At 67.9% G+C, this 12,803-nt stretch carries 16 protein-coding genes; 7 read left to right on the top strand and 9 right to left on the bottom strand.

Annotated elements, in window-relative coordinates:
* From D578_RS0102530 to moaC, 4 genes are read right to left on the bottom strand one after another with little or no spacing between them, the layout of a single operon-like run.
* Complete coding sequence (locus tag D578_RS0102530; RefSeq protein ID WP_018948427.1) at positions 1 to 276, bottom strand: oxidative damage protection protein; 276 nt, start codon at positions 274 to 276, stop codon at positions 1 to 3.
* Complete coding sequence (gene mutY / locus D578_RS0102525) at positions 260 to 1,318, bottom strand: A/G-specific adenine glycosylase (RefSeq protein ID WP_018948426.1); 1,059 nt, start codon at positions 1,316 to 1,318, stop codon at positions 260 to 262. The genes D578_RS0102530 and mutY overlap by 17 nt, the downstream gene beginning before the upstream one ends.
* Positions 1,319 to 1,365: 47 nt before the next feature.
* The gene (locus D578_RS0102520; protein WP_018948425.1) at positions 1,366 to 3,546 is read right to left on the bottom strand and encodes an AsmA family protein; all 2,181 of its coding nucleotides are present in this window, start codon (positions 3,544 to 3,546) and stop codon (positions 1,366 to 1,368) included.
* Entirely contained in the window at positions 3,543 to 4,031 is a 489-nt protein-coding gene (gene moaC, locus D578_RS0102515; protein ID WP_018948424.1) for a cyclic pyranopterin monophosphate synthase MoaC, read from the bottom strand. The genes D578_RS0102520 and moaC overlap by 4 nt, the downstream gene beginning before the upstream one ends.
* 45 nt (positions 4,032 to 4,076) lie before the next feature.
* Here moaC and moaD point away from each other — a divergent pair, with 45 nt between their 5' ends.
* Complete coding sequence (gene moaD, locus D578_RS0102510; RefSeq protein ID WP_018948423.1) at positions 4,077 to 4,310, top strand: molybdopterin converting factor subunit 1; 234 nt, start codon at positions 4,077 to 4,079, stop codon at positions 4,308 to 4,310.
* A gap of 1 nt (position 4,311) precedes the next feature.
* Positions 4,312 to 4,749 carry a molybdenum cofactor biosynthesis protein MoaE gene (locus D578_RS0102505; RefSeq protein ID WP_018948422.1) on the top strand — a complete coding sequence of 146 codons (438 nt, stop codon included), beginning with the start codon at positions 4,312 to 4,314 and terminating at the stop codon, positions 4,747 to 4,749.
* Between the two features lie 347 nt (positions 4,750 to 5,096).
* Here the strand turns inward: D578_RS0102505 and D578_RS0102500 are convergent, their stop codons facing one another.
* The 5 genes from D578_RS0102500 to D578_RS0102480 all read right to left on the bottom strand — a co-directional run bounded on the left by D578_RS0102500 (position 5,097) and on the right by D578_RS0102480 (position 9,256).
* Positions 5,097 to 6,446, bottom strand: a complete 1,350-nt coding sequence (locus D578_RS0102500) for a Do family serine endopeptidase (protein ID WP_018948421.1) — start codon at positions 6,444 to 6,446, stop codon at positions 5,097 to 5,099.
* Between the two features lie 13 nt (positions 6,447 to 6,459).
* Positions 6,460 to 7,368 (bottom strand): DnaJ C-terminal domain-containing protein, encoded by a 909-nt coding sequence (locus tag D578_RS0102495; protein WP_018948420.1) that lies wholly within the window; start codon positions 7,366 to 7,368, stop codon positions 6,460 to 6,462.
* Between the two features lie 222 nt (positions 7,369 to 7,590).
* Positions 7,591 to 8,028 carry an Hsp20/alpha crystallin family protein gene (locus D578_RS0102490; RefSeq protein ID WP_018948419.1) on the bottom strand — a complete coding sequence of 146 codons (438 nt, stop codon included), beginning with the start codon at positions 8,026 to 8,028 and terminating at the stop codon, positions 7,591 to 7,593.
* 142 nt (positions 8,029 to 8,170) lie between these two features.
* Positions 8,171 to 8,389, bottom strand: coding sequence for a DUF2835 family protein (locus D578_RS0102485; RefSeq protein WP_018948418.1), 219 nt, complete (start codon positions 8,387 to 8,389; stop codon positions 8,171 to 8,173).
* Positions 8,390 to 8,392: 3 nt separating this feature from the next.
* Positions 8,393 to 9,256 (bottom strand): YicC/YloC family endoribonuclease, encoded by an 864-nt coding sequence (locus D578_RS0102480; protein ID WP_018948417.1) that lies wholly within the window; start codon positions 9,254 to 9,256, stop codon positions 8,393 to 8,395.
* 122 nt (positions 9,257 to 9,378) lie between these two features.
* On the opposite strand from D578_RS0102480, the gene rph reads away from it, so the two are divergent.
* From rph to D578_RS0102455, 5 genes are all read left to right on the top strand, one after another.
* On the top strand, positions 9,379 to 10,098 hold the full coding sequence (gene rph / locus D578_RS0102475) for a ribonuclease PH (RefSeq protein ID WP_018948416.1): 720 nt from the start codon (positions 9,379 to 9,381) through the stop codon (positions 10,096 to 10,098).
* A gap of 7 nt (positions 10,099 to 10,105) precedes the next feature.
* Complete coding sequence (gene rdgB / locus D578_RS0102470) at positions 10,106 to 10,729, top strand: RdgB/HAM1 family non-canonical purine NTP pyrophosphatase (protein WP_018948415.1); 624 nt, start codon at positions 10,106 to 10,108, stop codon at positions 10,727 to 10,729.
* Between the two features lie 149 nt (positions 10,730 to 10,878).
* Complete coding sequence (hemW, locus tag D578_RS0102465) at positions 10,879 to 12,147, top strand: radical SAM family heme chaperone HemW (protein WP_018948414.1); 1,269 nt, start codon at positions 10,879 to 10,881, stop codon at positions 12,145 to 12,147.
* On the top strand, positions 12,147 to 12,341 hold the full coding sequence (locus tag D578_RS0102460) for a CPXCG motif-containing cysteine-rich protein (RefSeq protein ID WP_026289129.1): 195 nt from the start codon (positions 12,147 to 12,149) through the stop codon (positions 12,339 to 12,341). Before hemW ends, D578_RS0102460 begins: the two co-directional genes overlap by 1 nt.
* The gene (locus tag D578_RS0102455; RefSeq protein ID WP_018948412.1) at positions 12,338 to 12,586 is read left to right on the top strand and encodes a transcriptional antiterminator, Rof; all 249 of its coding nucleotides are present in this window, start codon (positions 12,338 to 12,340) and stop codon (positions 12,584 to 12,586) included. Before D578_RS0102460 ends, D578_RS0102455 begins: the two co-directional genes overlap by 4 nt.
* Positions 12,587 to 12,803: the final 217 nt, after the last annotated feature.

Here is a 12,803-nt window from a genome sequence, read left to right as displayed (position 1 = left end):
TCAGGAGGCGTTCGGGTCGACGAAGCCGTCCGGCTTTTCCGAGCCGTCGCCGAACAGGAACTTCTCCATTTCTTCTTCGAGGAACTTGCGCGCCTTGGGATCGACCGGGGTCAGGCGGTATTCGTTGATCAGCATGGTCTGGTGGCTCAGCCAGGCCTGCCAGGCCTCCTTGGACACGTTCAGGTAGATCTTCTTGCCCATCTCGCCGGGATAGGGCGGGAAGTCGAGCCCGTCAGACTCTTTGCCGAGTTTTACGCAGTTAACGGTTCGTGCCATTGCCGGAATCCTTGTCGTCGTACAGATAACGCTGGATGGGGGCCGGGATGCCGACCGCCCGTGATGTGCCGGGTTTATACCAAATCACCCTGTCGCCTTCCATGATCCCACACGCGCCAACCGGGAGGTCGAAGGGCCGGATGCGCAGATCCAGGCGGTAGTGGCTGAAGCTGTGCTGGAGCCCGTGATCGGTCGCGGACGGGGTGGCACCGGGCCACTGGACGAACACCCAGTCTTCCAGGGCCTCGGCGGTTTCGGCCTCGGGCAGGCTGTAGAGCCCGCCCCAGATGCCTGCCTGTTGGCGCTGGATCAATGCGATACCCTCCGGCGCACGCAGACAGGCGGCCCAGCGCGTGCGTGTGGGCAGGTCGCGACGCGGCCGCGGCGAAGGCAGCGTGTTGGTCAGGCCCTGCTGCGCGGCGCCGCAATCCTCGTGCACCGGGCAGGCTTCACACGCGGGGCGGCTGCGAGAACAGAGCAGGGCACCCAGGTCCATGATCGCCTGAGTGTAATCCGCGCAGCGTGTGGCAGGGGTACGCGCCTCGGCCTCGCGCCACAACTCGCGCTGGACGGTGGTACCACCCGGCCAGCCGTGGATCGCCGCGTGACGGGCAAGTACGCGCTTGGCATTGCCGTCCAGAATGGCCTCGGGCGCGTCGTGCGCCTGGGCGATGATGGCGGCGGCGGTGGAGCGCCCGATGCCCGGCAGTTGTTCCAGGCCCTCGCGGTCGGCGGGGAACATGCCAGCGTGGTCCTCGACGACCACCTGAGCGGCGCGGTGCAGGTTGCGCGCGCGGGCGTAATAGCCAAGCCCGGACCATTGGTGCAACACCGCGTCCTGCGGCGCGGCCGCCAGGCTTTCGACGTCCGGGAACTGCTCCATGAAGCGGAGAAAGTAGGGGACTACGGTCTCCACCCGGGTCTGCTGCAGCATGATCTCGGAGACCCACACCCGGTAGGGCGTGCGCGGGTGCTGCCACGGAAGGTCAGTGCGGCCGTGGTGGTCGAACCAGGCAAGTAGCCGCTCGGCAAACGGATTCATGGTCGGCAGGGTTCGCGACCCCGTGCGGTACACGGGGGCGCAATGGATCAGCGATTGCGCAGACGATCAAGAAGGCCTTCGGACTCCTGATCGATGCGCTCGCGTACGCGATCTTCTTCCTCGTCGATGCGCTCGCGGGCTCGATCCTGTTCCTCGCGCACGCGCTCCCGGGCCTCGCCCTCGTAGCGCTCGCGCACGACGTCCTCCAGGTCGAGGCGGAAGCTCGGATCGGTAAACGCCCCGGTAATACGGATCGGCAGGGTCACGCCCCGCAGATCATCCAGTTCGCGGCCACCCTGGCCCTCCAGCGTGCCGACAATCGTGGTGTTTACACGGTAATCCAGCGTGTCGTCGTTCAGGTCGGCCTGGCCCTGGCCGCCTACCCGCAACAGCGGCGAGCTGGCCTCCAGATCCTCGTTGTGCACCACGCCGTCGCGAATATTGAAGCTGCCGGTCAGTTCGCTGAAGTCGGTCTGGTTGGGTTCTTCATCTTCCAGCTGCTCGCCGCGCAGGCGGGCCTCGGCCCGGCGGATGATCTGCGCCACATTGATACCGCGTACCGCACCATCCTCGAAGCGCATGTTGCCGCTGCCGTTCAGGGCACCCTTCAGCTGGCTCAGGAGTTCACCGCGGGTGGTGATATCCAGTTCCAGGTTGCCGGTACCCATCAGGCGCGCATCGTCACCCTGAAAGTCTTCCAGCAGGGCACCGATATCCAGGCCCTGCAGATCGGCCGCCAGCTCGTAACGCGGAGCGTCGTGGCGGGCATCCAGGCGCAGACGGCTGGTCAGTTCGCCGTCGTAGGCCTCGGCATTCAGGGGCTGGATATTCCAGTCACCGGCCTCGGCGCGGATCTGCAACTCGATGTTGCGCAGGACCATGCCCATCACGTCGAGGCGGCCGAGTGCCGCGCTGCCATCCACATCGACGCTGCGCAGGGCCTCCAGCGGCAGTTCGATGGCGATGTCCTCGTCGGCATCACGCTCGCCGTTACCGTTCTCCGTGCGCGCCTCTTCCAGCTCCGGCGGCAAGTAACGGTCGAGGTTCAGGCGCTCGCCGGAAACATCGAAGCGGATCAGGGGCCGCTCGCCGCTCCCGTCCCAGCCGGCGGAGCCGCTCAGCATGGCGTCGTCCACGGTGATCAGGAACGGGTCCATGTTCAGTTCCTGGAAGTTGCCCCGCGCGGAGAAATCGAGCGCGATGCGGGACAAGGCATCGGGGTCATTGGTCGCGGGCGCGTCCATCCCCAGGTCTGTCAGGACGTCCTTCAGGTTGAAGGTGTTGGTTCGCATCTCGGTGCGAACCTGCGGCTGCTCGCCCCCCAGATCGGACAGTTCGGCAAACCCGGTCATGCGCACGCTGGAAACCCCCAGTGTGAGGCGCTCCAGGCGCAGGGACATCGCGTCGGCCATCTCCAGGGCAACGTCGGTCTCCAGGGTCATGCCCACGGCGCGCGGCAGGCCGCCACCATCAAGGCCAAGGGTCGCGTTCAGGCGGCGCACGGAGTAGCGCTCGTTGAGCAAATCCACGTTCAGCAGGCCGCCGAGATCGAGCGCGAGCTCCACCGGTTCGGCCAGATCACCGCCCTCGGCGCGCACGACCGCTTCCAGATCCAGCCGCGTCTCGATGCCCGGACGGAAGCGACCAATCTGCAGCTCGAACGGCTCCAGGGTGGCCTGCATGCCGGTCTCGCGGTCATCCCAGCGCACACGGGCATTGGTCAGGGAGATCCCGGCCACATCGATGCGCTGCAGCGCCAGGCGCGTCTCGGTCTCGGTGCGCTCCTCATCATCCGCACCCACGGCGTCATCGCGCGCTTCGCCGGCGTGCTCCAGCAGGTCGTCCCAGTTGTTGCGGCCCTGCTCGTCGCGCGCCAGATTCAGGCGCACGCCGTCGGCCTCCACGCGTTGGACCTCCAGCTCGCGGCGCAGCAGCGGCATCACCGCCACCGCGACGTCCACCACGTCGATCTCGGCGAACGGCTCGTCGCCAAAGCCCTCGGCATTGCCGAAGCGCACCTCTTCCAGACGCAGCCCAAGGCTGGGGAACAGGGTCAGGCCGATCGGCCCGGAGAGGGTCAGCTCGCGACCGGTCGCTTCCTGCACCTCGGCTTCGATGCGCTCCTTGTAATCATTCGCATCGAAGGTGATCAGCAGGTAGGCGGCCACGATCACGACCAGCAGGATCAGTACGGCGATCAGGCCCAGCAGGCGCTTGATCCATTTCATTCGGAATCTCCTTTCGGTTCGGCCTGCCAGGTGCCACTGCGGCCCCCACGTTTCTCCAGCAGACGTACCCCATCGATTTGCATGCCGCGATCCACGGCCTTGCACATGTCATAAACCGTCAGCAGCGCGGTGGACACGGCGGTCAGCGCCTCCATCTCCACCCCGGTCTGGGCGTGCACCTCGCAGGTGGCCTGCACGCGCACGGCGGTGTCTTCCGTCTCCAGCTCCAGGGCCACCCGGGTCAGTCCGATCGGGTGGCACAACGGGATCAGGTCACCGGTCTTCTTGGCCCCCATGATGCCAGCCACGCGGGCAATGCCCAGGACGTCCCCTTTCGCATGACGGCCTTCGCGGATGCGCTGCAGGGTATCCGGTTGCATGTGAATGCGGCCCTCGGCGATCGCCACGCGATGGGTGACGGACTTTTCGCCGACGTCGACCATGTGCGCATGGCCTTCGGCATCGAAGTGAGTGAATTCGTTCATGCCGGCTATAATGCTTGACTCGCAGTCATCTTTACAGGGGCCGGTATGACCGTAAGCGTTCACTATTTCGCGCGATTGCGCGAGGAACTGGGCCGCCAGGGAGACGAAGCGGAGCTGCCCGGAGACAGCCTGACCGTGGGCGAGCTGTGGCGGCACCTGCACCAGGATGCGCCCCCCGAGCGCCTGATGGCCGCGGTGAACCAGGAGCAGGCGAACCTGGACACCCCGGTACGCGACGGCGACGAGGTCGCCTACTTTCCGCCGGTCACCGGGGGTTAGGATGGCGGTCGAGATCCTTCCTGGCGACTTCGACCCCTGGGAGATCGTCCGTCAGGCCGAGCAGGCCATCCCGGCGAATGCCCGCGGCGCGGCCAGTGTATTCGTCGGCCGCATGCGCGACTTCAACGAGGACGAGGACGTGACCGGCCTGTTCCTGGAGCACTATCCGGGGATGACCGAACGCGAGCTGGAGCGCATCGTCGCCGAGGCCGAGGCGCGCTGGCCGCTGCTGGGCTGCCATGTGGCCCACCGCGTCGGCGACGTGCGCCCCGGCGATGCCCTGGTGCTGGTGGCCACTTGGTCCGCCCACCGCATCGCCGCCCGCGACGCCTGCAGCGACATCCTCGAACGCCTGAAGCACGAGGCCCCGTTCTGGAAGCGCGAGACCCTGGCCGACGGCACCGACCGCTGGGTGGAGAAGAACACCCCGGGTTTCTAAACCCCTCCACCCTGTTCGCACCCCTTGTAGGAGCCTGCTTGCAGGCGAATGCCCCTGCCCGCGTCCGACTTTGGCAGGAGCTTCGCCTGCGAGCAGGCTCCCACGGGGCCCAGCTCAGGACATCGGGCATCCCGGCCGCCCCCACATCGTCATCCCGGAAACCGCGCAGCGGTTATCCGGGATCTCCACCGCCGGAGATGAGCCGGGCGTCCGCGGAGGCTCCAGCGCGGGAGATCCCGGCTCTCCGCTTCGCTGCGGCCGGGATGACAGCACGAGGGTAGGCTGCGGGCCGGGATGACAGAACAAGGGAAGGTTGCAGCCGGCACTGCGAGAACAGCGCGGGCCCTTTAACGCAGGGTGAGGTAGAGGGTCTGGTTGCCGCGACGGAGTTGCAGCTCCAGGGTCTGGTGGGCGGCCAGTTGTTGCGGCAGGTCGGACAGGCGCTGGATGCGCTGGCGATTGATGGCCAGCAGCACGTCGCCCGGGCGCAGGCCGGCGCGCGCCCCGGGGGTGCCGGGCTCCACCGCAATCACCGCCACGCGACTGCCCCCGTCACGGGCGCTGGCCTCTGACAAGCGAACACCATCCAGCCGCGGGTGCACCGCCGCGCCCTCGATGCGCCGCTCTTCCGGGCGAGCCAGGCGGGCGACGATGCGCTGTTCGGTCCCGTCGCGCAGGACATCCAGGCGCACATCGGAACCGGCGCGCAGCATGCCGAGGCGGTTGCGCAGGTCGCCGGCGCTGCGCACCGGCTGGCCGTCCACCCGCAGCACGATATCCCCGTGCAGGAGGCCGGCGCGGTCAGCAGCCGAACCGCGCACCACCCGCGTGATCACGGCGCCCTGGGAAATGTCCAACTCAAAGGCCTGGGCCAGCGCCGGGGTCAGATCCTGCATCTCCACGCCCAGCGCACCGCGTTCAACGCGACCATCCGCCAGCAGGTGGTCGCGGATCTGGCTGGCCATGTTGGCGGGGATCGCGAAGCCGATGCCGATGTTGCCGCCGCCGCGCGCGAGGATGGCCGTGTTGATGCCCACCAGCTCGCCACGCAGGTTGACCAGCGCCCCGCCAGAGTTGCCGGGGTTGATGGAGGCATCGGTCTGGATGAAGTCCTCGAAGCCGTCGCCGCCCAGCCCGCTGCGGCCCAGGGCACTGACGATGCCGCTGGTCACCGTCTGGCCGAGGCCGAAGGGGTTGCCGATGGCGACCACGAAGTCGCCCACGCGCAGGGCATCGGAGTCCGCCAGCGGGATCGCCTGCAGGTCCTCGGCGTCGATGCGGATCACGGCGACGTCGGTGGCCGGGTCGGTGCCCACCACCTCGGCCTCGTACTGGCGTCCATCGTAGAGGGTGACCAGGATCGCGTCTGCGCGCGCGATCACGTGGCTGTTGGTCAGGATGGTGCCGGCCTCGCCATCCACGATCACGCCGGAGCCCAGGCCCTGGCGTTCCCGCTCGCGCGAGCGCTCGGGGATATCGAAAAACCGGCGGAAGAAGGGGTCGTCGAACAGCGGGCTGACCGACTCCACCACCCGCGCGCGGGTGGCAATGTTCACCACCCCGGGGATGGTGCGCTCGAGCATCGGCGCCAGCGAGGGCAGGGGCTGACCGTCCACCGCGGCCGGGAGCTGGGCGGAGGCCGGTGCGGCCCCGAACAGGGCCAGGGCCAGGATCAGAAGGGGAACCAGCCGACGCATGGGCGATGCTCGATCAGGGCGCCAGGTTGGCGCGCGGGGCGAAGGACGACTCCTTGGCCATCTTGCGGTACCAGTCGCCGGCCTCGTCCTCCGGCGGGAGCTGCACCATCAGCTTCAGGTAGAGATCACCCGGCGGCTTGCCCGGCAGCCCCTTGCCCTTCAGGCGCATCTGTTTGCCCGACTGGGTGCCGGCCGGGACCTTCAGGTTGACCCAGCCATGCGGGGTGGGGACCTCGATGGTCGCGCCCAGCGCGGCCTCCCACGGGGTGAGCGGGATGTCGCGGTAGAGGTTGCGGCCGTCCAGGGTGTAGCGGCTGTCCGGCTTCACCCGGATCTCCAGCAGCAGGTCGCCGGCGCCGCCACTGCCAACGCCCGGGTCGCCCTGGCCGCGCACCCGCAGGCGCGAGCCGTCCTTGGCCCCGGCGGGGATGCGCACGCGCTGCACCCGGCCGTCGGCATCCTGGACCGAGACCTCGGTGCCCTTGAGCGCCTGATCCAGGCTGATGTCCACGCGCCCCTCGCGGTCGGCGCCGCGCATGTTGAAGCCGGCCCCGCCACCGCGGCGACGACCGCCACCCATGCCGCCACCGCCGAAGACCGAATCGAAGAAATCCGAGAAGCCGCCGGCATCGGGACCCCCGCGGGCACCGCCGTATTGTGTCCGGCCGTCCCAGCCCGGCGGCGGACGAAAGTCCTGCCCCTGACGCCAGTCGGCGCCCAGCTGGTCGTAGGCCTTGCGCTTTTCCGCGTCGCCCAGGGCCTCGTAGGCCTCGTTGACCTCCTTGATACGGGTCTCGGCGTCCGGGTCCTTGCTGACATCCGGGTGGTACTTGCGCGCCAGCTTGCGGTAGGCCTTCTTGATCGTATCCTGGCTGGCGTCGCGGCTCACACCGAGGACCTTGTAGTAGTCCTTGTATTCCATTGCTTTCCTCGAGCGGTTGCGGCTGCGTCCTCGGGTGACACCCGGATCCCGCCAGTGGTCATGATAGCCGGGATGCGGCTGTCACCCCGGGAGACACGGGCCGCAGAAAAGATCCGTGTCTCCCAAGGCTTAAAAAGACGGGGCGCCACCGCGGGCGGAACCCGGGGCAGCGCCCGTGTCTCGCCCGGTGGGGATACTCCCCGCCGGGCACGTGGTGCCGGATCAGTTCTCGATCTCGATCTCGATCCGGCGCGGCTGCACGCGGGCCTGCTTCGGGATGCGGACCTCCAGCACACCGTTTTCGCTGCGCGCGGAGATGTTTTCGGCATCCGCCGTATCCGGCAGCGAGAAACGGCGGAAGAAAGAGCCACGCACGCGTTCGATGCGCTTGTAGCCTTCCTTCTCTTCCTCGCTTTCGTGCTTGCGCTCGCCGCGCAGGGTCAGCACGCCGTTCTCCATGTTCAGCTCGATGTCCTTCGGGTCCACCCCGGGGATATCGGCATGCAGCACGTAGGCATCGGTCTCTTCGCGGATATCCACCGCGGGGGCCCAGTCGGAGGTCGCGGAAGAGTCCTCGGAGCCGGGCATATCCGGCATGCGACCGAGTTCGCGCGACAGTTGACCGAGCAGGCTGAACGGTTCGTAACGGGTCATGGTCATGGTGTTCCCTCCTGTGTGGGCGTCATCTGACTCACCCATAGAAGTAGGGGACACTTCCCGCGTTTTCAAGGGCCTGGGGAAGACGCGGATCACGCTACCCGCTTGCGCTCGAGTCAATTGTGCACAGTGATCAGTCTCTCCCCTACAGGCGCCGAAACTCCTTCAGCTTGTAGTCGTCGTCGGTGATTAGTTCGAACACGCCATGCACGCCGCGCTGATCCAGATGACTGCGCAGCAGCCGCGCCGGGAATTGCACGCTCTCGCCACTATCCGCCTGCGCAAAGACCACCGCGGCACGCCCGGTGTAGTAGTCCTCCATCTCCTGGCGCGAGATCGCCAGGCGCAAGCGAAACCGGCGCATCGGCTATTCCAGGTTCTGCACCTGCTCGCGCAGCTGCTCGATCAGGACCTTCATCTCCACCGTGGCGCGGGTGATCTCCAGGTCGTGCGACTTGGAGGAGATGGTGTTGGCCTCACGGTTGAACTCCTGCATCAGGAAGTCGAGCCGACGCCCGCTGGGCCCGCCCTGGTCCAGGATCTCGCGCACGGCCGCCACGTGGCCGTCGATGCGGTCCAGCTCCTCGGCGATATCCATACGCTGGGCCAGCAACGCGACCTCCTGCTCCAGGCGCTTCGGGTCCAGATTCAGGTCCAGTTCGCGGATGCGCGCCAGGATACGTTCGCGCTGCTCGTCGAGCATCGGCTGACGCCGCGAGTGGACTGTCCGGGCATGCCCCGCCAGGGCCTCCAGGCGCGTGCGCATGCCGTCGGCCAGGGCCGCACCCTCCGTCGTGCGCATCGCGACCATAGCCTCCAGCGCGGTATCGAAGCCAGCCAGTAGCGGTTCCGCCAGGACCTCGCCGGCATCCGAGGCGCCCTGCAGGACGCCGGGCCAGCTCAGCACGTCCAGCGGCGAGACCGGGGCCGGATTGCGCATTCTTCGCTCAATCGCCGCGCAGGCATCGATCAGCGCCTGCACGCGCTCCTGATCGAAGGTCTCCGGGGCGTTGTCCGCCTGGCCTCGGTCGCGCAGCACCACGTCCACCTTGCCGCGCGCCAGGTGGCCCTTGAGGCGTTTACGCACCTCGGCCTCCAGCGAGCGCAGGTGATCCGGAAGGTGGATCCGCAGCTCCAGGTAGCGGTGATTGACGCTCTTGAGCTCCCAGTCGAACACGCCCCCATCCAGGGTCATGGCGTGCCGCGAAAATCCGGTCATGCTGGTAATCATTGTTCCCCCCGTTGCGGTCCCTGCTGCGCAAGGCACGAGTGTAGTGCGTCGCTCACTTGGGCGACGCACTACACGCATGGCCCGTATACTGCGCCCCTCTCAAATCTAGCAAGGATCACAGCATGCGACCCAGTGGCCGAGCAGCCGACGCGATGCGCCCCGTGCGTTTTACCCGCCATTTCACCCGTCACGCGGAGGGTTCCGTACTGGTGGAATTCGGGGACACGCGCGTGCTGTGCAACGCCACGGTGGAGTCGCGCGTGCCGCCGTGGTTGAAGAACAAGGGCCGCGGCTGGGTCACCGCCGAATACAGCATGCTGCCGCGCTCCACCCACGAGCGCATGGTGCGCGAGGCCGCCCGTGGCAAGCTGGGCGGCCGCACCATGGAGATCCAGCGCCTGATCGGCCGCTCACTGCGCGCCGCGGTCGACCTCGAGGCCCTCGGCGAACGCCAGATCATCGTCGACTGCGACGTGATCCAGGCCGATGGCGGCACCCGCACGGCCGCGATTAGCGGGGCCTACGTCGCGCTGCGCGACGCCATTCGCAAGGCACGCGAACAGGGCCTGATTCGCAAGGACCCGCTGCACGGCCATTTGGCTGCCGTCTCGGTGGGCATCTTCAATGGCACCCCGGTGCTCGATCTCGATTACGACGAGGACTCCCAGGCCGAGACCGACCTGAACCTGGTGATGAACGAGGCCGGCGGGGTGATCGAGATCCAGGGCACGGCCGAGGGCCACGCCTTCCGCCGCGACGAGCTGGACCAGATGCTGGATCTGGGCGAGAAGGGCATCCGCGAGATCTGCGAGGCCCAGAGCGCCGTTTTGGCCGAAGGCTGATTTGGGCATGGCGGGCGAACCGCGGCGCGTGGTGCTGGCCACCGGCAACCCCGGCAAGCTGCGCGAGATCCGCGCCCTGCTGGAACCACTGGGCCTGGCGGTCGAGCCACAATCAGAGCATGGAGTGCCGGAGGCCGAGGAGACCGGCCTGACGTTTGTGGAGAACGCCATCCTGAAGGCGCGCAACGCCGCCCGGCACACCGGACTGCCGGCGATCGCCGACGACTCCGGGCTGGAGGTGGAGGCCCTGCGCGGCCAGCCGGGGATCTACTCCTCGCGCTACGCCGGTACGGACGCCGACGATGCCGCCAACAACGCGCGGCTGATGGAGGCGTTGCAAGGCGTGCCACCGGAACAGCGGGGTGCGCGTTTCCGCGCCGTGGTGGTGTACCTGGAACACGCCGAGGACCCGGCCCCGATCATCGCCGAGGGCGTGTGGCCCGGTCGCATCGCCGAGCAGGCCAGCGGCGCCGAGGGCTTCGGCTACGACCCGTTGTTCCTCGTTCCGGAGGAAGGCTGCACCTCGGCCGAACTGGACCCGACAACCAAGAACCGCCTGAGCCACCGCGGCCAGGCCCTGCAACAGCTCGTGGCCAGCCTGCGCAACCGCATCGGCAACCCGCCGGCCTGACATCCTGCCCCACCCGGCGCCGGGGCCCACCCAGGGAGATCGCCACGGCCCCTACGGGGCCTCGCAACGACGGGGACAAAAGCACCGTCATCGCGAGGGGCGCAGCGCCGTGGCGATCGGCGTGAAAAGCCCCGACATGGGGTGGCGCAATGGCGGGACTGGGTGCTTTCGACGCCATGCGGACCCTCGCCTATGCTTCGCACATGAACTCCGCCCTGACCCATCCGCCGCCACTCGCGCTGTACGTGCATCTGCCCTGGTGCGTGCGCAAGTGCCCGTACTGCGACTTCAACTCCCACGAGCCCCGTGGCGAGGTGCCGTTCGACGACTACGTGGCGACGCTGCTGCGCGACCTTGAGGGCCAGCTCCCGGATGTCTGGGGGCGACGGCTGGAGAGTGTGTTCATCGGCGGCGGGACCCCCAGCCTGTTCCCGCCGGAGGCGCTGGACGAACTCCTGTCCGGCCTGCGCGCCCGGCTACCACTGCGTCCGGACTGCGAGGTGACCCTGGAGGCCAACCCGGGCACCGCCGATCGCGCCTACTTTCGCGGCTACCGCGAGGCCGGGGTCAATCGGCTGTCGCTGGGCGTCCAGAGCTTCGACGATGCGATGCTCGCCCGGCTGGGTCGCATCCACGGCGCCGCCGAGGCCCGCGCGGCGGTGGAGCATGCCCGCGCCGCCGGCTTCGAGGCGATCAATCTGGATCTGATGTTCGGCCTGCCGGGTCAGTCAGTGGCGGCCGGGCTGGCGGACCTGCAGGCGGCCATCGAACAGGATCCGGGGCACATCTCCTGGTATCAGCTGACCCTCGAGCCGAACACCTTGTTCGCGGCGCGCCCACCCGAACTGCCGGAGGACGTCACAATCGAGGAATTGTTCGCCCGCGGCCAGTCCCATCTGGCGGCGGCTGGCTATACTCGATACGAGGTGTCCGCCTATGCACGTCCGGGGCAGGAATGTCGCCACAACCGCAATTACTGGACCTTCGGCGACTATCTCGGCATTGGCGCCGGGGCCCACGGCAAGCTGACGCAGGTGCACGATGGCACGATCCTGCGGCGGATGAAGCCGCGCCAGCCGGAGGCCTATCTCGCCGGGCCGCAGCAGCACAACGATCAGACCGTGCCGGCGGCGGAGCGGCCCTTCGAGTTCATGCTGAACGCGCTGCGACTGGTGGAAGGGGTTCCCGCCACGAGCTTCGAGGCGCATTGCGGCCTGCCGCTGGCGGTGCTCGAGCCGGCGCTTTCCGAACTGCGCGCGGACGGGCTGCTGGTCGCGGATACGGAGCGCCTGCAGGCCACGGAACGGGGCCTGGCGTTTCTCAATGACGTGCTGGAGCGTTTTCTTCCGGAAGGGACTCCGCAGGACTCGATCGCCACGCCGATAGCCTGGCCTGCGGGCCGGAAGGAGGGTCGATGATGCGTCCCGTCGAGTTTGTCGATTTTACCTGCCCCTGGTGCGGCGAGCCCGGCGAGATCACGGTGGACATGGTCAGCAATGACCGCGAGTGGGTCGAGGACTGCGCGGTGTGCTGCTCCCCCATCGTGTTCCGCCGCGAGGATGCCGGCGACGAGGAGATTCCGCGCGTCGCCGCCCAGCGGGAGGGCGAGTGAGCGCAGCGCCACCGTATACCCCGATCGACTGCGAGCGCTATTCCGAGCTGGAGCTGGCGATCCTGCGCGGTCAGTCCCTGCGCACGCACTGGTGCCGCGGGGAGATGGACCGGATCGCGATCGTGCGGCCGCTGGACCTGCGCACCCGACGCAGCGCGGAATACCTGATCCTGCGTGACGCCGAGGGCCGGCGGCAATGGTGGCGCCTGGACCGGCTGATCAGCTTCGAGCCGGTGTCGGGCTGAACGCCATCCGGGCTGGCTACGACGGGTGAGGTGGCTCGTCGTATCACCGCACCACAGAGTGCACAGAGGACACGGAGAAAGGTGCAGGGATTTTCGGGGGCAGTAGACACCGCTGGATCATGCACAACGCAGAAGGCGTAGACCCTTTGCGGGTACGCCCGTAACCGGGCTTCAGGCAACTTGCCATCCCCTGCGAATCAACAGCCCTGCAATCCCG

Origin of the sequence: Thioalkalivibrio sp. ALMg11 (assembly GCF_000377905.1) — a bacterium.
GTDB lineage: Bacteria > Pseudomonadota > Gammaproteobacteria > Ectothiorhodospirales > Ectothiorhodospiraceae > Thioalkalivibrio.
Note: the sequence above shows the minus strand (reverse complement) of the source record. Positions and strands in the feature narration are given on the sequence as shown.

Excerpts from the sequence above, each read along its gene's own strand:
- D578_RS0102485 (WP_018948418.1), bottom strand. The coding sequence starts at position 8,389 with ATGCGCCGGTTTCGCTTGCGCCTGGCGATCTCGCGCCAGGAGATGGAG.
- hemW (WP_018948414.1), top strand. The coding sequence starts at position 10,879 with ATGGCGGGACTGGGTGCTTTCGACGCCATGCGGACCCTCGCCTATGCT.
- rdgB (WP_018948415.1), top strand. The coding sequence starts at position 10,106 with ATGGCGGGCGAACCGCGGCGCGTGGTGCTGGCCACCGGCAACCCCGGC.
- D578_RS0102520 (WP_018948425.1), bottom strand. The coding sequence starts at position 3,546 with ATGAAATGGATCAAGCGCCTGCTGGGCCTGATCGCCGTACTGATCCTG.
- D578_RS0102490 (WP_018948419.1), bottom strand. The coding sequence starts at position 8,028 with ATGACCATGACCCGTTACGAACCGTTCAGCCTGCTCGGTCAACTGTCG.
- D578_RS0102480 (WP_018948417.1), bottom strand. The coding sequence starts at position 9,256 with ATGATTACCAGCATGACCGGATTTTCGCGGCACGCCATGACCCTGGAT.
- moaD (WP_018948423.1), top strand. The coding sequence starts at position 4,077 with ATGACCGTAAGCGTTCACTATTTCGCGCGATTGCGCGAGGAACTGGGC.
- D578_RS0102530 (WP_018948427.1), bottom strand. The coding sequence starts at position 276 with ATGGCACGAACCGTTAACTGCGTAAAACTCGGCAAAGAGTCTGACGGG.
- D578_RS0102505 (WP_018948422.1), top strand. The coding sequence starts at position 4,312 with ATGGCGGTCGAGATCCTTCCTGGCGACTTCGACCCCTGGGAGATCGTC.
- moaC (WP_018948424.1), bottom strand. The coding sequence starts at position 4,031 with ATGAACGAATTCACTCACTTCGATGCCGAAGGCCATGCGCACATGGTC.
- D578_RS0102500 (WP_018948421.1), bottom strand. The coding sequence starts at position 6,446 with ATGCGTCGGCTGGTTCCCCTTCTGATCCTGGCCCTGGCCCTGTTCGGG.
- D578_RS0102460 (WP_026289129.1), top strand. The coding sequence starts at position 12,147 with ATGCGTCCCGTCGAGTTTGTCGATTTTACCTGCCCCTGGTGCGGCGAG.
- D578_RS0102495 (WP_018948420.1), bottom strand. The coding sequence starts at position 7,368 with ATGGAATACAAGGACTACTACAAGGTCCTCGGTGTGAGCCGCGACGCC.
- rph (WP_018948416.1), top strand. The coding sequence starts at position 9,379 with ATGCGACCCAGTGGCCGAGCAGCCGACGCGATGCGCCCCGTGCGTTTT.
- mutY (WP_018948426.1), bottom strand. The coding sequence starts at position 1,318 with ATGAATCCGTTTGCCGAGCGGCTACTTGCCTGGTTCGACCACCACGGC.